24 protein-coding genes and 1 other annotated feature are annotated in these 23,492 nt (G+C 46.8%); of the genes, 14 read left to right on the top strand and 10 right to left on the bottom strand.

What is annotated here, in order from left to right:
• Nucleotides 1–36: 36 nt before the first annotated feature.
• The 12 genes from ACOTX4_RS07065 to ugd all read left to right on the top strand — a co-directional run bounded on the left by ACOTX4_RS07065 (nucleotide 37) and on the right by ugd (nucleotide 12,976).
• On the top strand, nucleotides 37–1,134 hold the full coding sequence (locus ACOTX4_RS07065) for a glycosyltransferase family 4 protein (protein ID WP_023303981.1): 1,098 nt from the start codon (nucleotides 37–39) through the stop codon (nucleotides 1,132–1,134).
• The gene (locus ACOTX4_RS07060; protein ID WP_023303980.1) at nucleotides 1,131–1,919 is read left to right on the top strand and encodes a glycosyltransferase; all 789 of its coding nucleotides are present in this window, start codon (nucleotides 1,131–1,133) and stop codon (nucleotides 1,917–1,919) included. Before ACOTX4_RS07065 ends, ACOTX4_RS07060 begins: the two co-directional genes overlap by 4 nt.
• Nucleotides 1,916–2,800: a glycosyltransferase family 2 protein gene (locus ACOTX4_RS07055; protein WP_045330414.1), complete on the top strand. Its 885-nt coding sequence runs from the start codon at nucleotides 1,916–1,918 to the stop codon at nucleotides 2,798–2,800. The genes ACOTX4_RS07060 and ACOTX4_RS07055 overlap by 4 nt, the downstream gene beginning before the upstream one ends.
• Complete coding sequence (locus ACOTX4_RS07050) at nucleotides 2,790–4,025, top strand: O-antigen ligase family protein (protein ID WP_045330412.1); 1,236 nt, start codon at nucleotides 2,790–2,792, stop codon at nucleotides 4,023–4,025. Before ACOTX4_RS07055 ends, ACOTX4_RS07050 begins: the two co-directional genes overlap by 11 nt.
• Nucleotides 3,997–4,578: an acyltransferase gene (locus tag ACOTX4_RS07045; RefSeq protein WP_045330410.1), complete on the top strand. Its 582-nt coding sequence runs from the start codon at nucleotides 3,997–3,999 to the stop codon at nucleotides 4,576–4,578. The genes ACOTX4_RS07050 and ACOTX4_RS07045 overlap by 29 nt, the downstream gene beginning before the upstream one ends.
• A complete protein-coding gene (locus ACOTX4_RS07040; RefSeq protein ID WP_072051090.1) occupies nucleotides 4,575–5,738 on the top strand; it encodes a glycosyltransferase in 1,164 nt (387 codons plus the stop codon). Before ACOTX4_RS07045 ends, ACOTX4_RS07040 begins: the two co-directional genes overlap by 4 nt.
• Entirely contained in the window at nucleotides 5,716–6,948 is a 1,233-nt protein-coding gene (locus tag ACOTX4_RS07035) for an oligosaccharide flippase family protein (RefSeq protein WP_045330408.1), read from the top strand. Before ACOTX4_RS07040 ends, ACOTX4_RS07035 begins: the two co-directional genes overlap by 23 nt.
• 18 nt (nucleotides 6,949–6,966) lie before the next feature.
• The gene (gene galE, locus ACOTX4_RS07030; RefSeq protein WP_023303974.1) at nucleotides 6,967–7,980 is read left to right on the top strand and encodes a UDP-glucose 4-epimerase GalE; all 1,014 of its coding nucleotides are present in this window, start codon (nucleotides 6,967–6,969) and stop codon (nucleotides 7,978–7,980) included.
• 126 nt (nucleotides 7,981–8,106) lie between these two features.
• A complete protein-coding gene (gene gndA / locus ACOTX4_RS07025; protein ID WP_006811221.1) occupies nucleotides 8,107–9,513 on the top strand; it encodes an NADP-dependent phosphogluconate dehydrogenase in 1,407 nt (468 codons plus the stop codon).
• 89 nt (nucleotides 9,514–9,602) lie between these two features.
• Nucleotides 9,603–10,688, top strand: coding sequence for a dTDP-glucose 4,6-dehydratase (gene rfbB / locus ACOTX4_RS07020; protein ID WP_045330405.1), 1,086 nt, complete (start codon nucleotides 9,603–9,605; stop codon nucleotides 10,686–10,688).
• A complete protein-coding gene (rfbA, locus tag ACOTX4_RS07015) occupies nucleotides 10,689–11,570 on the top strand; it encodes a glucose-1-phosphate thymidylyltransferase RfbA (RefSeq protein WP_421635366.1) in 882 nt (293 codons plus the stop codon).
• A gap of 239 nt (nucleotides 11,571–11,809) precedes the next feature.
• Entirely contained in the window at nucleotides 11,810–12,976 is a 1,167-nt protein-coding gene (gene ugd / locus ACOTX4_RS07010) for a UDP-glucose 6-dehydrogenase (RefSeq protein WP_003859477.1), read from the top strand.
• Nucleotides 12,977–13,026: 50 nt separating this feature from the next.
• On the opposite strand, the gene ACOTX4_RS07005 is transcribed toward ugd, so the two are convergent.
• The gene (locus tag ACOTX4_RS07005; protein WP_045330399.1) at nucleotides 13,027–14,031 is read right to left on the bottom strand and encodes an NAD-dependent epimerase; all 1,005 of its coding nucleotides are present in this window, start codon (nucleotides 14,029–14,031) and stop codon (nucleotides 13,027–13,029) included.
• A 192-nt stretch (nucleotides 14,032–14,223) separates the two neighbouring features.
• On the opposite strand from ACOTX4_RS07005, the gene wzzB reads away from it, so the two are divergent.
• Entirely contained in the window at nucleotides 14,224–15,204 is a 981-nt protein-coding gene (gene wzzB, locus ACOTX4_RS07000) for an LPS O-antigen chain length determinant protein WzzB (protein WP_023303969.1), read from the top strand.
• 39 nt (nucleotides 15,205–15,243) lie between these two features.
• Here the strand turns inward: wzzB and hisIE are convergent, their stop codons facing one another.
• The 9 genes from hisIE to hisL form a co-directional block, all read right to left on the bottom strand.
• Entirely contained in the window at nucleotides 15,244–15,855 is a 612-nt protein-coding gene (gene hisIE, locus ACOTX4_RS06995; protein ID WP_045330398.1) for a bifunctional phosphoribosyl-AMP cyclohydrolase/phosphoribosyl-ATP diphosphatase HisIE, read from the bottom strand.
• The gene (hisF, locus tag ACOTX4_RS06990; protein ID WP_003859481.1) at nucleotides 15,849–16,625 is read right to left on the bottom strand and encodes an imidazole glycerol phosphate synthase subunit HisF; all 777 of its coding nucleotides are present in this window, start codon (nucleotides 16,623–16,625) and stop codon (nucleotides 15,849–15,851) included. Before hisF ends, hisIE begins: the two co-directional genes overlap by 7 nt.
• Nucleotides 16,607–17,344 (bottom strand): 1-(5-phosphoribosyl)-5-[(5-phosphoribosylamino)methylideneamino]imidazole-4-carboxamide isomerase, encoded by a 738-nt coding sequence (gene hisA, locus ACOTX4_RS06985; protein ID WP_045330397.1) that lies wholly within the window; start codon nucleotides 17,342–17,344, stop codon nucleotides 16,607–16,609. The genes hisF and hisA overlap by 19 nt, the downstream gene beginning before the upstream one ends.
• On the bottom strand, nucleotides 17,344–17,934 hold the full coding sequence (gene hisH, locus ACOTX4_RS06980; RefSeq protein ID WP_003859485.1) for an imidazole glycerol phosphate synthase subunit HisH: 591 nt from the start codon (nucleotides 17,932–17,934) through the stop codon (nucleotides 17,344–17,346). Before hisH ends, hisA begins: the two co-directional genes overlap by 1 nt.
• The gene (gene hisB, locus ACOTX4_RS06975) at nucleotides 17,934–19,001 is read right to left on the bottom strand and encodes a bifunctional histidinol-phosphatase/imidazoleglycerol-phosphate dehydratase HisB (protein WP_003859487.1); all 1,068 of its coding nucleotides are present in this window, start codon (nucleotides 18,999–19,001) and stop codon (nucleotides 17,934–17,936) included. The genes hisH and hisB overlap by 1 nt, the downstream gene beginning before the upstream one ends.
• The gene (gene hisC, locus ACOTX4_RS06970; RefSeq protein ID WP_045324832.1) at nucleotides 18,998–20,059 is read right to left on the bottom strand and encodes a histidinol-phosphate transaminase; all 1,062 of its coding nucleotides are present in this window, start codon (nucleotides 20,057–20,059) and stop codon (nucleotides 18,998–19,000) included. The genes hisB and hisC overlap by 4 nt, the downstream gene beginning before the upstream one ends.
• Nucleotides 20,056–21,360: a histidinol dehydrogenase gene (gene hisD, locus ACOTX4_RS06965; RefSeq protein WP_045330396.1), complete on the bottom strand. Its 1,305-nt coding sequence runs from the start codon at nucleotides 21,358–21,360 to the stop codon at nucleotides 20,056–20,058. The genes hisC and hisD overlap by 4 nt, the downstream gene beginning before the upstream one ends.
• Nucleotides 21,361–21,365: 5 nt before the next feature.
• The gene (hisG, locus tag ACOTX4_RS06960; protein WP_045330395.1) at nucleotides 21,366–22,265 is read right to left on the bottom strand and encodes an ATP phosphoribosyltransferase; all 900 of its coding nucleotides are present in this window, start codon (nucleotides 22,263–22,265) and stop codon (nucleotides 21,366–21,368) included.
• Nucleotides 22,266–22,310: 45 nt separating this feature from the next.
• Nucleotides 22,311–22,434 (bottom strand) — a sequence feature (His leader region).
• A complete protein-coding gene (gene hisL, locus ACOTX4_RS06955) occupies nucleotides 22,410–22,460 on the bottom strand; it encodes a his operon leader peptide (RefSeq protein WP_099516347.1) in 51 nt (16 codons plus the stop codon). It overlaps the preceding feature by 25 nt.
• A gap of 172 nt (nucleotides 22,461–22,632) precedes the next feature.
• On the opposite strand from hisL, the gene ACOTX4_RS06950 reads away from it, so the two are divergent.
• Nucleotides 22,633–23,457: an SDR family oxidoreductase gene (locus tag ACOTX4_RS06950; protein ID WP_023314447.1), complete on the top strand. Its 825-nt coding sequence runs from the start codon at nucleotides 22,633–22,635 to the stop codon at nucleotides 23,455–23,457.
• Nucleotides 23,458–23,492 lie beyond the last annotated feature (35 nt).

Raw genomic sequence — 23,492 nt, 5'->3', positions numbered from 1 at the left:
GGGGCGGTAGCGTGCTTGTTTCTTAAGGAGTATGTTATGAAAGTTCTTTTTTTAATAACGCGGGGAGACGAAATAGGAGGAGCACAAACCCACGTTAGAGATGTTATGCTAGGGTTACGAGATAAGTATAATATTGAATGCATCTTAGCTACTGGTTCTGTAGGAAAATTCACAGATGAAATGCAACAAAATGGTATAAAAATCTTTCATATAAAATCAATGAAAAGAGAGATATGCCTTAATGATTTCAACGCCTTTTTAGAATTAAGAAAACTCGTCAAAAAAATAAAACCCGATATAATTAGTTGCCATTCATCTAAAGCTGGTGTTCTTGGTAGGCTAGCTACTATTGGCTTGAGTATTAAGAAAGTATTTACGGCACATGGATGGGCGTTCACTGAAGGGATTCCAGAGCGAAAAGCAAAATTTTATAAAAATATAGAGCTTATTTTATCCTACCTAACAGATGCGATCATCAATGTTTCGCAATATGATCGGCAATTGGCGCTAAGTAATAATATTAAATCTAAACATTATGTTATCCATAATTGTATACCTGATAATATCCAAATAAAACGTGAAGTGTTCCGGGATAAAAATGAAATACCGATTCGTTTTGTAATGGTTGCAAGATTTTGTGAACAAAAAGATCACGAAACACTGATAAAAGCTTTTTCTAATATCTCACCAAACAAGTGGCATTTGAGTCTATTAGGTGGTGGAGATAGTACAGAAATTGAAAAATTGGTTTCGAAATTAAATCTTGACTCTAATATTGATTTCATCGGTGAGGTGTCAAATGTCCAGGACTATCTTAATAAAGCCAATGTATTCATGTTAATAAGTAATTATGAAGGATTCCCAATATCTATTATTGAGGCAATGAAAACAGGCCTTCCTGTGATAGCCAGTGATGTTGGCGGCGTTTGTGAGGCCGTTATTGATGAGCAAAATGGATATCTTATCCCGCGAAAGGATATTGCTGCTTTGCAAACCAGACTTAAGAATCTCATTGAAAATCCAGACCTGCTGATTAAATTTGGTCAAGAATCTCGTGAAATGTATGAGCGTAATTTTACTTTGAATAATATGGTCGACTCATATCATCAAGTTTTTGCCGAGGTGAATAAATGAGAGACTTGATAGTTTTAATGCCAGTTTATAATGATCAAAAGGATATGATCAGAACTTTAGACAGTATAAACGAAGATAATAATGATTTCTCAGTGCTCATTATCGATGATGGCAGTAAAACCCCGTTAACTTTAAATAATAAACAATATAAATTTACAGTTAAAATACATCGTCTGACTGTAAACAAAGGCATCACAGGTGCGTTAAATGCTGGACTGGATTTAATCTCAGAGATGGATAATATTCGTTATATTGCTCGATTAGATGCAGGTGATATTCAAGTTAAGAATCGTTTTAAGACACAACGACTGTATTTTAATAAGAATCAAAAGACTAAGTTACTAGGTTCAAATGTATCTTTTTATGATGTTAATGGTGCGGCTGTATTCGATACAAACCTTCCATTAACAGACGCTGCAATTAAAAAAGAAAAATTTATTCGTTCATGTTTTATCCACCCCACTGTTATGTTTTCTAAAGAGATAATTGAAGAAGGTTTAAGATATTCAGAAAATTATCCATGCGCTGAAGATTATGAACTTTTCCTTAGAATCACAAATAAATATGAAGTGGCTAATTTAAGTGACAAACTACTTTTTTGCCATGATAGAGCGAATGGCATAAGTATAACTAGGAGAAAAAAACAAATATCAAGTGTTCTAAAATGCCTTCTTACACATAGGGACTACAAAAGCCCGTATTGGTATGTGGGTATCGGAAAAGTGTTAGCGCAATATTTTGTACCAAGGTCCGTTTTTAGCTATATCAAGGCTCGATTATCATGATTAATACAACTGTAATTATACCTTATAAAAATAATTTGGATGCGCTTCATCGTGCATTGAAAAGTGTATTATCCCAAACAGTTGAAGTGTCTATTTTAATCGTTGATGACGGGTCAGAACAAAGTCAGAAAGCAGATTTGGTAGTGCGGGAATTAAATCATCGAGATATTAATGTTATTTATAATGATACAAGCTTAGGAGGAGGCGAAGCGAGGAATATTGGAATTCGTAATGCTAATACAAAATTCATAGCATTCTTAGATTGTGATGATTATTGGGATCATAATAAAATAGAATCGCAAGAAAAAATGTTTTCTGAATTACCAGCAAATAGGACAAATGTTATTTTTAGTTCGATCCGAGTGGTAGATGAAAAACTAAATATCATTAAAGAATATTGCAATGGTTCGGCGGTGAAAAATTTCTCCGAATATGTTTTTCTTCAAGGTGGACTCATACAAACCTCATCTTTATTTCTTGAAACTTCACTGGCCATCAGGAATCAATTTAATCCTAATTTGAAACGTCACCAAGATTATGATTTTTGTCTGAAACTAGAAAGTCAGGGAGCAATGTTTGAATGTTGTGATAAGACGTATAGTTACTGGGTTGTTCCCAGCGATCCTCTTATAGCTTTAAAAAAAGGTTATGATTACAACCTTAGTTTGGATTTTTATAATAATTATAAAGGATTGATGACTACAAGAGCAGGGTATGCTTTTTTAGCAAAGGTCCCTCTATGGTTTTCTATTAAACAAAAGAACATGAAAGGTTTCGTTTCTAGTTTATTGAAAAAATGTGGTTTTAAAACTAGTTGTATGGTTTTTCTTGAATTGGCAAGATTAGTTTTAACAAAATGGATGAGGCGCGATGTTAAATAAATTTGACGATGTGAGACCAAAAGGTTTTATATTACTGAATTCAGCGTTCTTTATTTTTTGTTTACGTCCGCCTGGGATGTCAGCCATTATTTTTATAATAACTGCAATAGCTTTACTAAGTCTTTTTTCCAATAAGTTAATTCTGAGATATGAAACGCAATTCAGGTTGCTTTATATTTTGATATTCGTAATGATGATCCGATGCATAATCGGCTTTGCTTTTAATGGTGGATATGAAGAAAGATATCTCCCTGTATTACTTTTATTTAGCTGTGTGTTAATTATACACATTGTGACTGCTCGACAAGCTGATCTGAACGAATGTTATTCCGGTTTTTATTACGCAATAATTTTGACTCTTGCTTTAGTTTTGCTTGAGATTATAACTGGATATCATTTACCTTCCTCAAGATATTCAGATCCTACAAATGATGCACAATTATGGAGTATATCAAAGCCAACGGCATTTTATTATAATGAAAATGATATGCTTAGCTTTCTTGTGTGTTTTTTACCTTTTGCTGTTTATCATTCCAAAAAGAATTTACATAAAATAATAATTTTTTTATTGACATTAACTAGCGCAGTTTACATAGGTTCTAAAGCAGCAATCTTGGCGTTGCTTATTTATTTATTATTTACAAAGTTAGTTTCAAAGAAAGTGATTCTATTGCTTGGCGCTTTCTCGTCACTCATGTTGTTATTGCTAAACCCTTCCATCGTTGAAGACTTACTCCTTTTATCAAATAATGCTGCTTCGAGATTAGTTAATTTTTGGAATACACTTTCAACTGCTGGTGCGGACGATGAAAGCACCTCAGAGAGACTGCAAATTTACAAGGCAAACATTGATTGGTTGATGAATCATGCGAATGCCTTGTTGTTTGGCAATGGCCGCTTTGGAGACTATGAAACTGATATAATTAATCAGTATGGTTTAAGAATGGGCGAATTCCATAATATTCATTTTGAAATGATAACAATTTATGGAATAATCTTTTACATGCTGTTTTTTTCTTATTATACATTTTTGCTTTGGCGGTGCATTAAGCTGAGACATATCAAACCAGCTGTTAGACCTCTAATTACCTCAGCTGTTTTATATCCTATTTTAATTTCATTTGGGCCTAGTAGTTCTTTGAAATATCCGTTTCTTTTTATTATTGTACTATTGATGGCTATCGGGATAAGGACTTATGAAAAAAATACTAAAGTGCATATTTAAAATAACCTTGTATATTATTAATTTACCCTTTCTGCTTTGGTATCTTACGCGAGTTAAAATTCCTTATGCTAACTTTAAAAACGTAGCCATTTCTTTATCCAAGCATACAGGTGAAAGGGGCATTTTATTGAGGCAAGTTTTTTACAAGAAAACCCTTAAAAAATGCGGAAATAATTTGCGTGTGCATTATGGTGCTTTCTTTGTATACCCGAATATAACAGTTGGGCAAAACTGTACAGTAGAAGAATTTTCAATAATAAGTTTATGTGATCTCGGTGACGATGTGATCGTTGCTGCACGTGTCTCCATCATGAGTGGTGGAAATCATCATGAAGTTGATGATTTAAACTTAAAGTTCGTTGATTCTTTATTACCTCTCAAGCACCTTTCTATTGGTTCGAACGTATGGATAGGTACTCATGCTGTCATCATGAATGACGTGGCTGAAGGTTGTGTTATTGGTGCTGGAGCTGTATTAACACGTAAATTTGAGAGGAATATGATTATAGCGGGTATCCCCGCAGCAATTATTAGAAAAAGGGGCGAGCTTTGAATATCTTGACTATTCCCTCCTGGTATCCAAATCCGAAGCTGAAGACTCAAGGCCTTTTTTTTCGTGACCAGGCGCTAGCATTATCTAAAAAACATAATGTCGATGTAATCTATTGCCATAGAGGTACTGCTTTTTACAACAAAAAATATAATGATAATGGGTTAAATACTTATTTCTGGGGGTATAGATTACGAGCAGGTAAATATATTGGGATGCTTATACGTATTCTTGTGTTTATTGCTATGTACATTAAATATCAAAAAAATAAAAAGGTTGATGTTATACATTGTCATAGTGTTGCATTTAATCAGGATGGAAGCGCTGGCATCGCCGGGGTTATAATTGGTAAAATTTTTTCAAAACCCGTCATAATAACGGAGCATGCAACAGTCTTCCAGGCAAAAAATTATAGTTACATTGAAAAGAAAATAATGAAATGGGCTTTGGAAAATGCCTCATCGTTAGTGGCAGTAAGTGATGGTTTGAAAGAAAGCTTACTCGAGTTCACTAACAGAGAAGATATATATACAATACCTAATACATTAGATGTCAAATTATTTGATATTGAAAAGGTTAAAAAATCAATATCATCTAATGGTGTGATTAATATTTGCTCTGTTGGCTATTTAATGCAAAAAAAAGGTTTTGATAGACTAATATTGGCTTTCGATAAGATTAAAGAAAACTACAATATCGCATTCCAACTTAAGATAATCGGTGATGGGCCTGATTTAGATACACTAAAGGAAATGATCGAACAAAAGGGCTTAAAATCTAATATTGAAATGCTAGGTGAGCAAAGTAAAGACGAAATTGCATATCATATGGGACAAAGTGATGTTTTCATTCTACTTAGTCGAGTAGAGACCTTTGGCGTCGTTTTCATTGAAGCGTTGGCTTCAGGACTATTTTGTATAGCTACCAAATCCGGCGGCCCTGAATTCATTATTAAAAATGATATGCTTGGTGAACTTCTTGAAAATATAGACGATGCAAACTATTTTTCAGAAAAAATAGCGAACGTATTATTATCCGAAAAATTTAAGTCTGATGTAAGTTTACGAAAGAAATTTGTCAATGATAATTATTCATATGACAGTTTTCTTACTTCCTTCGATAATTTAATCTTATCAAAATATGAAATACCTACACATAATTAAAAAATACTCCTTCTTTTCGATAGCCCCCTTAATTACGGCTTTAATTCAGCTTTTTTCGGTTTTTATAATTGGGCATACGCTGTCAGGTCCTGAATTGGGTTTGGCAGGTATTTTTAATACCCTGATTTTTATTCTTGTTTTCATATCCGATGGTGGAAGTTCTAATTACTTTATTTACAGGAAAATTCTTAGCTTTCCAGAGGTTAGGATAATTACTGTATTAAATGTTTCTGTCTCATTCTTATCTATCTTATTATATTTCGTACTGTCACCTAATTTTATTGAAAGTAGTATTGTCACATTGATTTCTTTTTTTGTGATGGCTTTATCGATTAGTTTTCCGTTATATCATTATTCGCGATTGTTAGTTGAGAAAAAGTTTAATACCATAGCTATGGTTGAAGTCTTTTCAAAATTTGTATTTATTGCTAGTTTGTCAGCGCTAATCTACCGATTTCAAATCCAGGGAGTCGCTGTTGTATATGCATGGACAGCTTCATATGTAATAAGGTGTTTGATTTTTATAGTTGTATGTAGGGGATTTTCTTTGTATCAAGAAAATTCAATCAAATACGGGATTAAAAATATCATTCGTAGATGGTGGGCATATATTCATAATCAAATATTTTCCCAATTTTTGAATTATATCACTCTCACTGCGGATATATTCATTGTTTCACACTTCGGAGGATTGGAGCGCGTGGGCGTCTACAGTCTCTGCAAGGATGCCACTTTAAAAATTAGTGCCGTCATAAGTCCAGTTATCGGTAAATTATTGATAAGTCATGTCGTCACTTCAGACATTAAAGTGATCCATTTAAATGCGAAGAGAATATTTTTAAGCATTCTCTTTGTTGCTATGACTATTTTTCTTGCATGGAGTGTAGTAGGTCCTTATCTTCTTCAAGAGTTACGACCAGATATACATTCCGATTTTGAGATCTTTATTTATGCTTGGGCTATCTGTGGTGTATTGAGAATGCTTATAAATCCAGTAGCAACAATATTTCAAGGGTTGGGTGAAACGCGAAAAGAACTTTATATAAACTTGGTTTCATCGTTAAGTTTTATAATGATATTTTCGTTGTTATATGTAAGTGGTGTTATAACTGGTGTGATTAACATTATCCTCATTACTCTCATCGGGATGTATGTTATATCACTAATATACTCAGGATGGCTTTTGCAAAAACGCTTTCAAAAAATTTGATATCATGAGGCTTTAGAAATGACTATTTTGATAACCGGTGGCGCTGGCTACATTGGCTCACATACCGCTTTGAGCCTATTAGAACATGATCGTGACATTGTAATTGTTGATAACTTGGTAAACTCGTCGAAAATTGCTATTCAACGTGTTGAACAACTTTCAGGGAAAAGTGTCAAGTTTTATGAAGGGGATGTATGCAATATAGATTTCTTGAATATGTTGTTTTCAAAGTATAGTTTTGAATCAGTGATACATTTTGCATCTTTGAAATCAGTTTCGGAATCAGTGTCAAATCCTTTAGAGTATTATAGCAACAACATTGTTAGTATGCTTTCTTTAATTAAGGCCATGATGAATTATGGCGTAAATAATCTTATATTTAGTTCTTCTGCAACTGTTTATGGGGTACCTGAATCTATTCCTCTTACAGAATCGTGCCAAACAGGTGGTACGACAAATCCCTATGGGTCATCAAAATTTTTTATTGAACAAATATTAAAAGATGTCTCACGTGCAAATTCTAAGTTAAATATTATGTTGCTGCGCTATTTCAATCCCGTTGGAGCACATTCTTCTGGGTTTTTAGGAGAGGCTCCAAATGGAATACCTAATAATTTATTCCCTTATATAACACAAGTGGCTGTAGGCAAACTGGCTAAAGTGCATATATATGGCGATAATTATGATACACCAGATGGCACAGGCGTAAGGGATTATATTCATGTTATGGACCTTGCTGAAGGTCACTTGGCAGCACTAAATGCACAAAAAGATTATCCCGGCTTGAGAGTATATAATTTAGGCACAGGTAAAGGCTATTCTGTCAAAGAGATCGTTACCGCATTCAAAAAAATTACGGGTGTTGATATTCCATATCAGATTACCGAACGTCGTTTAGGGGATATAGCAGAATGTTGGTCTGATCCTTCTCTAGCTTCTCATGAATTAAGATGGAATGCTAAACGGGGATTAAATGAAATGATCACAGATGCCTGGAGATGGCAACAAAAAAATCCTGCTGGCTACGAATGAACCTTTCAGCCTACAAGTAAATTTGTGCTCACAAATGCGCTATCTTCCTTTTTATCTCTGCGTTAAAATCTTAGTACATTCAAGCCGCGCAACAGTCGCGGCGACCACACCTGACAGGAGTATGTAATGTCCAAGCAACAGATCGGCGTTGTCGGTATGGCAGTGATGGGGCGCAACCTGGCGCTCAACATCGAAAGCCGTGGTTATACCGTCTCCGTTTTCAACCGCTCCCGTGATAAGACCGAAGAAGTCATCGCTGAGAATCCAGGCAAAAAACTGGTTCCTTTCTATACGGTTAAAGAGTTCGTTGAGTCTCTGGAAACACCTCGTCGTATCCTGTTAATGGTGAAAGCGGGCGCAGGTACCGACGCTGCTATCGATTCACTGAAACCGTATCTGGATAAAGGCGACATCATTATTGATGGCGGTAATACCTTCTTCCACGACACCATTCGTCGTAACCGTGAGCTGTCTGCTGAAGGCTTCAACTTCATTGGTACTGGCGTATCCGGCGGTGAAGAGGGCGCCCTGAAAGGTCCATCTATCATGCCTGGCGGTCAGAAAGAAGCGTACGAACTGGTCGCGCCCATCCTGACCAAAATCGCAGCCGTAGCTGAAGACGGCGAGCCGTGCGTGACCTATATCGGTCCTGATGGCGCTGGTCATTACGTGAAAATGGTTCACAACGGCATTGAATATGGCGACATGCAGCTGATTGCTGAAGCCTACTCTCTGCTGAAAGGTGGCCTGAACCTCTCCAACGAAGAACTCGCAGAGACCTTCACCGAGTGGAACAAAGGCGAACTGAACAGCTATCTGATCGACATCACCAAAGATATCTTCACCAAGAAAGATGAAGAGGGTAAATACCTGGTCGATGTGATTCTTGACGAAGCGGCGAACAAAGGTACCGGTAAATGGACCAGCCAGAGCTCTCTGGACCTGGGTGAACCGCTGTCTCTGATCACCGAATCCGTATTTGCACGTTATATCTCTTCTCTGAAAGAGCAGCGCGTAGCGGCATCTAAGGTGCTGTCTGGTCCTCAGGCTAAGCCCGCTGGTGATAAAGCGGAGTTCGTTGAGAAAGTCCGTCGCGCGCTGTATCTGGGTAAAATCGTCTCTTACGCGCAGGGTTTCTCTCAGCTGCGCGCGGCATCTGACGAGAATAACTGGGATCTGAACTACGGTGAGATTGCGAAGATCTTCCGTGCTGGCTGTATCATTCGCGCTCAGTTCCTGCAAAAAATCACCGATGCTTATGCTGAAAATGCAGGTATCGCGAACCTTCTGCTGGCGCCTTACTTCAAGCAGATTGCAGACGAATATCAGCAGGCGCTGCGTGATGTTGTTGCGTACGCGGTACAGAATGGTATCCCGGTTCCGACCTTCTCCGCTGCGGTGGCATATTACGACAGCTATCGTGCTGCTGTTCTGCCAGCGAACCTGATTCAGGCACAGCGTGACTACTTCGGTGCGCATACCTATAAGCGTACGGATAAAGAAGGTGTGTTCCACACCGAATGGCTGGATTAATATACGGTTAGCCATGCCATCAAGCCCGGTAGCGATACCGGGCTTTTTTATCTTGCCCGATCCACCTACTGTTTAATGGAATTGATTGCGTGAAAATTCTAGTTACTGGCGGTGCCGGTTTTATCGGTTCCGCGGTTATCCGACATATTATTAGCAATACTCGGGATAGCGTTGTTAACGTTGATAAATTGACCTATGCCGGTAATCTGGAATCCTTGCGTGAAGTAAGCGATAGCGAACGCTATGTTTTTGAGCATGCCGATATATGTGATAAAGAGGCAATGGCGCGTATTTTTGCTACCCATCAGCCTGATGCGGTAATGCACCTGGCTGCCGAGAGCCATGTCGACCGTTCTATCACCGGTCCCGCTGAGTTTATTGAAACCAATATTGTTGGCACGTATATCCTGTTAGAAACAAGTCGTGCTTACTGGTCTTCACTGGATGAGGCAGCAAAATCTACTTTCCGTTTCCATCATATTTCAACTGATGAGGTTTACGGCGATCTGCCTCATCCCGATGAACATTATGACTCCACCCCGTTACCGCTGTTTACCGAGAAAACAGCGTACCAGCCAAGTAGCCCTTACTCAGCGTCAAAAGCGTCCAGCGACCATTTAGTTCGTGCCTGGATACGCACCTATGGTTTACCCGGGATTGTGACGAATTGTTCGAATAATTATGGCCCATACCACTTTCCTGAAAAGCTGATCCCTCTTGTTATCCTTAATGCGCTGGATAATAAACCATTGCCGATTTACGGAAAGGGCGATCAGATCCGTGACTGGTTATACGTTGAAGATCATGCGCGTGCACTGTATACGGTTCTGACCAGGGGTAAGCCGGGCGAAACCTATAATATTGGCGGCCATAACGAGAAGAAAAATATTGAAGTCGTTCAGACCATTTGTGATCTGCTCGATGACATGGTACCGAAAGAAACATCCTATCGCGCACAAATTACTTATGTCGCGGACCGACCAGGTCACGATAGACGTTATGCAATTGATGCTCATAAAATTAGCGACGAGCTCGGATGGACTCCCCTGGAAACCTTTGAAAGCGGCATCCGTAAAACGGTTGAATGGTATTTGAATAACCAGGAATGGGTATCGAATGTGAAAAGCGGTGCCTATAAGAGTTGGATTGAGCAGAATTATGGGGAGCGTAAGTAAATGACGAAACGTAAAGGGATTATATTAGCTGGCGGATCGGGTACACGTCTTTATCCCGTGACAATGGCCGTAAGTAAGCAATTGTTGCCAATTTACGATAAGCCAATGATCTATTATCCGCTCTCTACGCTTATGCTGGCAGGTATACGGGATATTCTGATTATCAGCACGCCTCAGGACACTCCCCGTTTTGAACAACTGCTTGGGAACGGTAGACAGTGGGGATTGCATATCCAGTACAAAGTGCAACCAAGTCCTGATGGACTGGCACAAGCTTTTATTCTGGGTGAAGAGTTTATCGGTGAGGATAATTGTGCGCTGGTATTAGGCGATAATATTTTCTATGGGCACGATCTCCCCAGACTGCTTGAAGGCGCATCAAGCCAGCAAGAGGGGGCGACCGTATTTGCCTATCATGTCAGCGACCCGGAACGCTATGGCGTCGTTGAGTTTGATAAAGACGGTACTGCAATTGGCCTTGAGGAGAAGCCTCAGCAACCCAAGAGTAATTACGCAATAACCGGTCTTTATTTTTACGACAACGATGTGATTGAGATGGCCAAAAGTTTAACGCCGTCTGAGCGAGGTGAACTCGAAATTACCGACATCAACCGCATCTATATGCAGCAGGGACGATTGTCTGTCGCGATGATGAGACGCGGTTATGCCTGGCTGGATACCGGAACGCATCAGAGTATGATCGAAGCCAGCAATTTTATCGCCACAATTGAAGAGCGACAGGGGCTAAAAGTTTCATGTCCTGAAGAGATTGCGTTCCGACGAGGTTTTATTGATGCCGAACAACTTCGGGTACTCGCTGAACCGTTGAAAAAGACCGGATATGGTCAGTATCTGCTGAATCTGACCAAGGGATTAGTCTGATTTGACGAAGTAAGCAGTTTTCCTCTGCTTACTGTCGAGTGCCCTTTAACGTCTTATTGTTGCTGTAAAACAGGTACTTTGCTTATTGCAACGACAGGTCTTTTTGTTGAGCAAAAACATTTTTCAAAAATCCTGAAACCTTGACAGTGAATGAGTATTAGCGCTAAAAAACTCCTAGTTAATCATTGTGGTGGCCACTATAGGGCTATCAAAAACTCAAACGTGTAGAAGTCAAACAAATGAAAATAACCATCTCCGGAACAGGCTATGTTGGTCTCTCAAACGGTATTCTGATTGCACAAAACCATGAAGTGGTTGCGCTGGATATCGTGCAGGCAAAAGTGGACATGCTTAACCAGAAGAAGTCCCCGATCGTCGATAAAGAAATTGAAGAATACCTCGCGACCAAACCGCTGAACTTCCGCGCTACCACGGACAAAGAAGATGCTTACCGCGATGCGGATTTCGTCATCATCGCCACGCCAACCGACTACGATCCTAAAACTAACTACTTCAATACCTCTACCGTTGAAGCGGTGATTAAAGACGTTACGGCAATCAACCCGAACGCAGTGATGATCATCAAGTCGACAATTCCAGTGGGTTTCACCAAATCGATTAAAGAAGAGTTGGGTATTGATAATGTCTTCTTCTCACCGGAGTTTCTTCGCGAGGGCAGGGCGTTATACGATAACCTGCACCCATCCCGTATCGTGATTGGCGAGCGTTCCGAGCGTGCGGAGCGTTTTGCTGCATTACTTCAGGAAGGCGCAATCAAAAAAGATATTCCGGTGCTGTTCACCGATTCCACTGAGGCAGAGGCGATAAAGCTTTTCGCTAACACCTATCTGGCTATGCGCGTGGCCTACTTCAACGAGCTGGACAGCTATGCCGAGAGCTTAGGTCTGAACACCCGTCAGATCATCGAGGGCGTGTGTCTTGACCCGCGTATCGGTAACCATTACAACAACCCGTCCTTCGGTTACGGTGGTTACTGCCTGCCAAAAGATACCAAGCAGCTGCTGGCTAACTATCAGGCGGTGCCGAACAACCTGATTTCTGCCATTGTGGATGCCAACCGCACGCGTAAAGACTTCATCTCGGATTCCATTCTCGCGCGTCAGCCGAAAGTGGTGGGTGTTTATCGTCTGATCATGAAGAGCGGTTCCGATAACTTCCGCGCTTCTTCCATTCAGGGGATCATGAAGCGTATTAAGGCGAAGGGCGTGCAGGTCATTATTTATGAACCGGCGATGCAGGAAGATGAGTTCTTCCATTCGCGTGTGATCCGCGATCTGGATGCGTTTAAGAAAGAAGCGGATGTAATTATCTCCAACCGTATGGCGGAAGAGCTGGCGGACGTGAAAGATAAAGTCTATACCCGCGATTTGTTCGGCAGCGACTGATCAAAATCGTGATATAAAAAAACCCGGCACTGTGCCGGGTTTTTTGTTTTTTAAACGTTATAGAAGTTGCGGTACCAGTCGACGAAGTTTTTCACGCCTTCTTTGACTGAGGTTTGTGGTTTAAACCCAATGACGTCGTACAGCGCTTTAGTATCCGCACTGGTCTCCAGTACGTCACCCGGCTGGATCGGCATCATATTTTTCACCGCTTCTTTGCCCAGCGCCTCTTCAAGCGCGGTGATGTAATCCATCAGTTCGACAGGTGAACTGTTACCGATGTTATACACGCGATACGGGGCAGAACTGGTTGCTGGCGAACCGGTTTCGACTGTCCAGTCGGTATCGGCCTGAGGAATGACGTCCTGTAGGCGAATAATCGCCTCCGCAATGTCATCGATATAGGTGAAGTCGCGCTTCATCTTGCCGTAGTTGTATACGTCGATGCTGTTGCCTTCAATCATGGCTTTGGTGAATTTAAACAGCGCCATGTCCGGGCGTCCCCACGGGCCATAGACGGTAAAGAAGCGCAGGCCAGTGGTCGGCAGGTTATACAGATGCGAATAGGTATGCGACATCAGCTCATTGGCTTTTTTGGTTGCGGCATACAAGGATACCGGATGGTCTACGGAGTCGTCAGTAGAAAACGGCATCTTACGGTTGAGGCCGTAAACAGAACTGGATGACGCATACAGAAGATGCTGAACCTTATTGTGGCGACAGCCTTCCAGCACGTTCAGGTGACCTACAAGGTTAGCATCTGCGTAGGCATGCGGGTTTTCCAGCGAGTAACGCACGCCCGCCTGTGCGGCAAGATGGATCACGCGGTCAAATTTCTCATTGGCGAAGAGCGCAGCCATGCCCTCGCGATCCGCTAAGTCCAGCTTGTGGAAGGTGAAACTCTCGGATTTGAGCAGTTCGAGGCGAGCGAGCTTGAGGTTAGGGTCATAGTAATCATTCAGATTATCAATCCCAACAACTTCATGCCCTGCATCAAGCAGGCGCTTGCTTACATGAGAACCGATAAAGCCCGCCGCGCCCGTTACAAGAAATTTCATAGCTTCCCTCATTCACAGTGTTCTTGTTGATGTCCCAGGACATCAGAATCAGACTATGATAGCGCGTCGCACTTCACTTACATAACCCATCTTTCCGATATAACTCATCGGATTCTTATAGAAAAATCGCCAGCAACAGATACACTATGGAAACAAGATTGTTTTTGCCCTTTTTCATCTGTTAGGGATTGTATGACGCACAACAACGATAACCTGGTCACACGCAACAATGGCCCGGAGCAAATTGATTTACTGGATTTAGTGCTACAGCTGTGGCGTGGTAAGTGGGTAATAGGGGCATTTGTTGCTGCTTTTATCGTTCTCGCCGTTATTTATATTACTGTAGCCAAAGAGAAATGGACGTCATCTGCTATCATTGCTCAACCTGATGCTGCTCAAATAGCTACCTATTCCAATGCGTTGAATATTCTTTATGGCGGTGCTGCACCGTCGATGCTTGATATTCAGAATCGTGCAATCGGTCGTTTCAACTCCTCGTTCTCTGCGTTAGCGCAGGCGCTGGAAAATCAGGATGTACCCGAGAAACTGACGATTGAGCCCACGTTTAAAGGGCAAGGATTACCCCTGACCGTAACCTATCAAGGCGAATCTGCCGAAGCGGCACAAAAACAGCTTGCTCAGTACATCCAGCAGGTTGACGAGCAGACAGCAAAGGAACTTACGCTTGACCTCAGAGATAACCTAAAACAGCAAATCACGACCTTGAATGACTCCCTCGCGAACCAGGAGAAAGTTGCTCAGGAGCAAAAGGAACTGCGTATCAAACAGATCTCTGAGGCGCTAAAAGACGCAGAAGCGGCGAAGATAAATACACCGCAGCTCCAGCAAACACAGGATGTCACTCAGGAAACTATGTTCCTGTTGGGCGCAGTAGCGTTAAAATCAATGGTTGATAACGAAGCGTCCCGACCGTTAGTCTTCCCCGGTTCCTACTACCAAGCCAAAAAGAACTTGTTGGATATTCAGAATCTTAACGTAAATCCGGACACGATTCATGTGTATCGTTACGTCATGAAACCGAATTTACCTATTTATCGTGACAGCCCTAAAAAGGCCCTCACCCTCATCCTTGCCGTTCTTCTCGGCGGGATCATCGGTTCTGCTGTCGTCCTTGGCCGTAACGCGCTGAGAAACTATAAGCCACGAGCCTGATTTACTCACAAAAAAAGACCGGGTCTCCCCGGTCTTTTTTTATTTATGCCGTTTCCGCAAATTCTCAATCACCGTCGTTAAATCCAGCTCCTGATCCTGAAGCAGTACCAGCAGGTGATACATCAAATCAGACGCTTCGTTCGTCAGCTCCTCCCGATCATGCACGGTGGCCGCCAGCGCCGTTTCAACGCCTTCCTCACCCACCTTCTGCGCAATACGTTTGGTGCCGCTGGCGTACAGCTTCGCCGTGTACGAGCTCTCGGGATCCGCTGATTTACGCTCTGCCAGCAGCTGTTCCAGCTGATAGAGGAACAGCCACTGGTGGCTCGTCTCGCCGAAGCAGCTGCTGGTGCCTTTGTGGCAGGTAGGCCCAATCGGGTTGACCAGCACCAGCAGGGTGTCGTTGTCGCAATCTGGCGTAATGCTGTCCACATTCAGGAAGTGACCCGAGGTTTCCCCTTTCGTCCACAGGCGCTGTTTGGTGCGCGAGAAAAACGTCACCTTGCCGCTGTCGAGCGTTTTTGTCAGTGCCTCCTGGTTCATGTATCCCAGCATCAGCACTTCGCCTGAAACGGCATGCTGTACAACCACCGGCAGTAATCCGTCAGTTTTTTTCCAGTCCAGCTGCGCCTGTTGTTGCTCTGTTAACATACCCTGATCTCCACGCCCTGGTCGGCCAGGTACGTTTTTAACTCACCAATATTGATAATCTGTTTGTGGAACACGGAAGCGGCCAGCGCGCCGTCTACGTTCGCATCGCGGAAGGCTTCAAGGAAGTGTTCCATGGTGCCTGCGCCGCCGGAGGCAATCAGCGGAACCTGGCACACCGCGCGCACTTTTTTCAGCTGCTCGAGGTCGTAACCGTTGCGTACGCCGTCCTGGTTCATCATGTTCAGCACGATCTCACCCGCGCCGCGTTTTTGTACTTCCTGCACCCAGTCCAGCGTCTCCCATTGGGTGACGCGCGTGCGGCTTTCATCGCCGGTGTACTGGTTAACGTGATATTTGCCCGTCGCGGTATCAAACCAGGTGTCGATCCCCACGACAATGCACTGCACGCCAAAGCGGTCCGCCAGACGCGTAATCAGCTCCGGATCGGCGAGCGCAGGGGAGTTAATCGAAATTTTGTCCGCACCGAAAGAGAGAATTTTCGCCGCATCGTCAGCAGATTTAATCCCGCCCGCCACGCAGAAGGGAATATCAATCACCTCTGCCACGCGCGCCACCCAGCTTTTGTCCACCACGCGGCCATCGCTGGAGGCGGTGATATCGTAAAATACCAGTTCGTCTGCGCCTTCTTCGGCATAGCGTTTTGCCAGCGGAACGATGTCGCCAATGATCTCGTGGTTGCGGAACTGCACGCCTTTTACAACCTGACCATCACGCACGTCCAGGCAGGGAATTATCCGTTTTGCCAGCATTGAATCGCCTCCTTCACCGTAAATTTGCCTTCCAGCAGCGCGCGACCCACGATCACGCCGCGTACTCCGGTTCCGCGCAGAGCGGCGATATCCGCCAGGTCGCCGATACCGCCAGAGGACTGAAACGCCACCTGCGGATAACGCGCGCAAACCTCTTCATACAGCGAGACGTTAGAGCCTGCGAGCGTACCATCGCGTGAAATATCCGTGCACAGCACATGCTTCAGCCCTACCGGGAGATACATCCCGACCAGCTCTTCCAGCGTTACGCCGGAGTTTTCCTGCCAGCCGCTGACCGCGACCTGCTTATTACCCTGCTCGTCAATGCGTACATCCAGCGCCAGCACCAGCGCATCCGCACCGAAGCGGCGGAACCAGCCCTTGACCGTCTCAGGATCTTTCACAGCGGTCGAACCGACCACCACGCGCGCCACGCCCGCGTCCAGTAAGGCGGCAACATCGGCTTCCGTACGCACGCCGCCGCCCACCTGCACCGGGACGTCCACGCCAGCCACCAGTGTTTTAAGCAGCGGGATCTGGCGCTTCGCCGGATCTTTCGCGCCGGTCAGATCGACCAGATGCAACACCTCAGCGCCCTCGGCGGCGTAAGCCTGTAATCGCGGCAGCGGGTCGTTGCCGTAGTCGCGCTGCTGCCCGTAATCGCCCTGGTGGAGACGAACAACCGTGCCGTCAATTAAATCTAAAGCGGGAATTATCATCACATCTCCAGGAAATTTTTCAGCAGTTGCGCACCGGCGGCACCGGAGCGTTCCGGGTGAAACTGCACGCCGTAAAAGTTATCTTTCTGCACGGCGGCGGTGAACGCCTCGCCGTAATTGCACTGGGCGATGGTGTAGGTATTCACGGGCATGGCGTAGCTGTGGACGAAATAGAAGTACGCGCCGTCTTCAATACCCTGGAACAGCCTGTTGCCCGCCTTCGGATAAACGCGGTTCCAGCCCATGTGCGGCAGTGGCAGGCCGTGGTCGGTCATTTTCGGTACGTCTTCTTCAATAATGCCCAGCAGATCAACGCCGTTGCTCTCTTCGCTGCGGCGGCCAAGCAGCTGCATGCCGAGGCAAATGCCCAGCACCGGTTGAGTACAGGCTTTGATGAGATCTACCAGCTCGCGCTCATGGATCTGATCCATCGCCGCCTGGGCGGTGCCAACCCCCGGCAGAAAGAGTTTATCTGCGCGCAGAACCACGTCCGGGTCGCGGCTCACCACCGGCTCGTAGCCGTGGCGCATAATCGCCGACTGTACGGAGTTCAGATTGGCGCATCCGGTGTCCAGAATCACCACGTTCATTACAGTACTCCTTTCGACGAGGGCAGGGCGTCACCTTCCACGCGGATCGCCTGGCGCAGGGTACGGCCAAAGGCTTTGAACAGGCTCTCGACGCGGTGGTGATCGTTTTTGCCTTTGGTTTTCAGGTGCAGCGTCAGGCCCATAGTGTAAGAAAGCGAGCGGAAGAAGTGTTCCACCATCTCGGTGCTGAGATCGCCCACGCGCTGGTAGGTAAAGTCGGCTTTATATTCCAGGTGCGGACGTCCGGAGATATCCATCGCGCAGCGCGCCAGGCACTCGTCCATCGGCAGAACAAAGCCGAAGCGGTTGATGCCGCGCTTGTCGCCGAGCGCCAGCTTCAGGGCTTCGCCCAGCGCCAGGCCGGTATCTTCCACGGTGTGGTGATCGTCGATATACAGGTCACCCTTAACGGTGATCTCCATACGGAAGCCGCCGTGAGTGGCGATTTGATCCAGCATGTGGTCAAAGAAACCGACGCCGGTGTGGATCTTGCTGCCGCCTTCGCGGTCGAGCCAGACCTTCACGTCGATCTGCGTCTCTTTGGTGTTGCGTTCAACGTGGGAATAGCGGTCGCGTCTGGTGAGCTGCTCGCCAATCATCGCCCAGTTTAGCGTGTCGCGGTTATAGCGCAGACCCGCAATGCCCATGTTTTCCGCCAGCGTGATATCCGTGACGCGATCGCCGATCACATAGCTGTTGGCTTTATCCAGCGCCTCTTCAGCCAGATAACGTTCAACAAGCTTCAATTTTGGCTTGCGGCAGTCGCACTCGTCGGCAGGCATATGCGGGCAGATCAGCACCTCGTCGAAGGCGATGCCCTGCGAGGTCAGCACCTGCATCATCAGGTTGTGCGGGCCGTCAAAGTCCGCCTGCGGGAAGCTGTCTGTGCCCAGACCGTCCTGGTTGGTGATCATCACCAGCTTATAGCCTGCTTTCTGAAGCTTCAGCAGCACCGGGATCACGTCGGGTTCAAACGCCAGCTTGTCGAAACGATCGACCTGAAAATCGCTGGGTGGCTCCGAGATGATGGTGCCGTCACGATCGATAAAGAGATACTTCTGACTCATACTTTCTCCGCTTTCAGGGCGTCAATCACGCGCTGGCTCTCTGCACGGGTGCCGACGGTAATACGCAGGCAGCCGCTCAGGGTAGGTTGTTTATTCTGGTCTCGTAAGATAATGCCCTGATCCCACAACGATTTAAATATCGCGCTTGAGGCGGTGAAGCGCACCAGGATGTAGTTGGTTTCCGAGTCGAACACCTCTTCCACGCACGGAATCGTTTTCAGGGCATCGACAAGATACTGACGCTCTTCCAGGATCTGCGCCACACGCTCGCGCATCGCGCTGATGCCCTGCGGGGCCAGCGCCTGTGCCGCAATATCGGCAACCGGCGTTGAGAGCGGATACGGGGCGATGACTTTCAGCAGCAGGTCGATAATCGCTTTATTCGCCAGCGTAAATCCACAGCGAAGGCCGGCGAGGGCGAAGGCTTTGGAAAGGGTACGCAGCACAACGAGATGCGGATACTCTTCAAGCCAGCCTGCCAGTGTCGCCTGTGGGCAGAACTCAATGTAGGCTTCGTCGGCCACGACCAGCGCTTTGCCGCGCGTCATTTCCAGCAGGGAACGGATATCCTGCGGATTGATAATCTGCCCGGTCGGGTTGTTCGGGCTACAGACAAACACCACCTTCACGCCGTCGAGGTTATCGGCGATGCCCTGCAAATCCAGCTGCCAGTTGTCCAGCGCCTGCACGTTGCGGCAGGCCACGCCAAAGGTTTCGGCGCTGACGCTGTACATCCCATAGGTGGGCTGGCAGTACATCACCGCGTCTTTACCCGGCTCGCAGAAGGCGCGGATCAGCAGCTCAATCCCTTCATCCGCCCCACGGCTGACCAGCACCTGCTCAGGCTTTACGCCTGCATACTGCGCATAGTTCTCGATCACCGCTTTCGGCTGACACTCCGGGTAGCGGTTCAGCGTCTGCTGCGAGAGCTCAAAGGCCACCGGCGTGGGGTATTCGTTGGCATTCAGCCAGACGTCGCCGTTGCCGCCAAGACGACGCGCAGACTGATAGGGCGTCAGGCGACGGACATTTTCGCGGGCTAATTCTTCGATGTTCATGCTTGCTCCTTCAGGGCGGCAACGCGCAGCGTCACGGCATTTTTGTGGGCAGTCAGACGTTCGGCGGCGGCCAGGGTTTCAATGGTCGACGCCAGCGAGGCAAACCCTTCGCGGGAGAGTTCCTGCACGGTCATGCGCTTCTGGAAATCCGCCAGCCCCAGGCTGGAGCAGGTTGAGGTATAGCCATACGTGGGCAGCACGTGGTTGGTGCCGGAGGCGTAATCCCCGGCTGATTCCGGTGACCAGTCTCCGAGGAACACTGAGCCTGCGCTGGTGATGCTGTCGACCAGATCGCGCGCGTTACGGGTCTGAATAATCAGGTGCTCAGGACCGTACTGATTGGAGATGGCGATGCACTGGTCAAGATCGCGGGCCACAATCAGGCGGCTGGCCAATAGCGCCTTACGCGCCGTTTCCGCACGCGGCAGGTCAGCCAGCTGACGTTCAACGGCGTCGCCCACGCGTTTTGCCATGTCGGCATCTGGCGTCAGTAAAATCACCTGCGAGTCAGGGCCGTGCTCGGCCTGCGAGAGCAGGTCAGAGGCCACGAAATCCGGTGTAGCGCCGCTGTCGGCAATCACCAGCACTTCAGACGGACCGGCAGGCATATCAATCGCCGCGCCGTCCAGACGCTGGCTGACCTGACGCTTCGCTTCGGTTACGTACGCATTGCCCGGGCCAAAGATTTTGTCGACCTTAGGAATGGATACTGTCCCGAACGCCAGGGCAGAAATCGCCTGCGCACCGCCCACTTTATAGATCGCCTGCACGCCGCACAGCTTCGCCGCGTACAGGATCTCATCGGCAATTGGTGGAGGAGAGCAGAGCACCACCTTCTGACAACCGGCAATACGTGCCGGGGTGGCCAGCATCAGGACGGTCGAAAACAGCGGGGCAGAGCCGCCTGGAATATAGAGGCCGACGGACGCCACCGGGCGCGTCACCTGCTGGCAGCGCACGCCGGGCAAGGTTTCCACATCCACCGCCTGCAATTTCTGCGCGGTGTGGAAGGTATCAATATTTTTCACCGCGACGGCCATCGCCTGTTTGATGTCATCACCCAGACGATTGCTGGCATCAATGATTTCCTGCTCGGTAACCTGTAAAGCGCCGACTTCCGTCTTGTCAAACTTTGCGCTGTACTCGCGCAGCGCGTCGTCCCCGCGGGCTTTGACGTTATCGAGGATCTCCGCCACGGTGCGGGTGATGCTCTCCGAAGCGGAAATTGCCGGGCGCATCAGCAGCTCGCGCTGTTGCGCGTCGCTACAGGTATTCCAGTCGATGATTGTGTTAAAGCTCATGGTCGTTACTCCATCATCTTCTCAATTGGCAGCACCAGAATGGAGCTTGCGCCCAGCGCCTTCAGTTTTTCCATGGTTTCCCAGAACAGGGTTTCGCTGCTCACCATGTGCATCGCCACGCGCTGCTGGTCGCCCGCCAGCGGCAGAATGGTTGGACGCTCAGCGCCCGGCAGCAGGGCAATCACTTCCTCCAGACGCTCGGTTGGCGCATGCATCATGATGTATTTGGATTCACGCGCCTGAATCACGCCCTGAATGCGGGTCAGCAGTTTGTCGATGAGCTGCTGTTTGGCGTCGGCCATCTCGCCGTCGCGCTGGATAAGGCACGCTTTGGAGCGGTAGATCACCTCCACTTCGCGCAGGCCGTTCGCTTCCAGCGTGGCGCCGGTGGAGACGAGGTCACAGATGGCATCGGCCAGGCCCGCACGCGGCGCCACTTCAACGGAGCCGTTCAGCAGACAGGATTTAAACTGCACGCCTTTTTGATCGAGGTAACGCTTCAGCAGGTGAGGGTAAGAGGTGGCGATACGTTTGCCTTTCAGCGCGGCCGGGCCGTCCCAGGCTTCATCGACTGGCGTGGCCAGCGACAGGCGGCAGCCGCCAAAGTCCAGACGACGCAGGGTAAAGTAACGCGGATCTTCGCCCTGCGCGCGGCGGGTTAACAACTCTTCTTCCAGTACGTTTTCGCCGATGATGCCGAGATCAACGACGCCATCCATCACCAGGCCCGGGATATCGTCATCACGTACGCGCAGAATGTCGATCGGCATATTTTCAGCCAGGGCGATCAGGCGCTGGGTGTGCAGGTTGATTTTAATCCCGCAGCGGGCCAGCAGTTCGCGTGAATCGTCGCTTAAACGGCCTGATTTTTGAATAGCTATGCGTAAACGTGAGTTATCTAACATTCTGTGTTCCTCGTTAACCTGTTTTAACCTGTCTGAATGCGGTCCAAAAAAAAGCCCCCGGAAGAAGATCTTCCGGGGGCTTTTTCATGCGTTCATGCACCACTGGAAGATCCAAACGTCTTCCAGCACACATCGCCTGAAAGACTAGTCAGGATGATGGTGATGATGGTGGTTTTTAAAAGGAACGCGTGTCATATAAATTCTCGTTGAATGCTTATGCATTTGATGTCTTTTAACCTAAACCAGTTGTACGCCATAAAGCAAGGGCTTTTTTTGATCATTAATTCATTTCATATTGATGGTATGAATTGTGCGTTCAACCAGGCTGGCGTAGCCTTATAACAGGCATCGTTAAGCGGAGAATGTAATGAAAAAGGTCGCGATTGTCGGGTTAGGGTGGTTAGGAATGCCACTGGCGATGTCATTAGCCGCGAAAGGCTGGCAGGTGACAGGGAGTAAGACCACCCGAGATGGGGTTGAAGCGGCACGCATGTGCGGCATTGATGGTGTCGAGCTGCGTCTCGAACCCGAGCTTATCTGCGATACCGACGAGCTGGATGAACTGATGAATGTGGACGCGCTGGTCATTACCTTACCGGCGCGGCGCAGCGGCCCGGGCGAGACGTTTTACTTGCAGGCGGTGCAGGAGATTGTCGACAGCGCCCTGGCGCACCATATCCCGCGCATCATTTTCACCAGCTCCACCTCCGTCTATGGCGATATCGACGGTACGGCGAAAGAAAACACCGAGCGCCGTCCGGTGACCGCCAGCGGACGGGTACTGAAAGAGCTGGAAGACTGGCTGCACAATCTGCCTGGCACGCAGGTGGATATTTTACGCCTCGCCGGGCTGGTGGGGCCGGGGCGTCATCCGGGACGCTTCTTTGCCGGTAAATCCGCGCCGGATGGCCAGCACGGGGTTAATCTTGTGCACCTTGAGGATGTTATCGGTGCAATAGAACTGCTTTTACAGGCTCCGAAAGGGGGGCACATCTATAATATATGTGCGCCTTCGCATCCGCCTCGTAGTACCTTTTATCCGCTGATGGCGCGCCAGCTTGGCCTGGCGCCGCCGGTATTCAGTGATGCGCAGGGGGAGCGCAAAGGCAAAATTATTGATGGCAATCGTATTTGCCATGAACTGGGATTTGAATATCAGTATCCCGATCCGCTGGTAATGCCCATGGAATAATTGCGCCGGCGGAGACAATCGCACACCGCAAGGGG

The organism is Enterobacter cloacae complex sp. IR5459 (assembly GCF_049238005.1).
Taxonomy (GTDB): Bacteria; Pseudomonadota; Gammaproteobacteria; order Enterobacterales; family Enterobacteriaceae; genus Enterobacter; species Enterobacter hormaechei_C.
The sequence above is the reverse complement of the archived record's forward strand: the minus strand, read 5'-3'. Positions and strand labels throughout refer to the sequence as shown.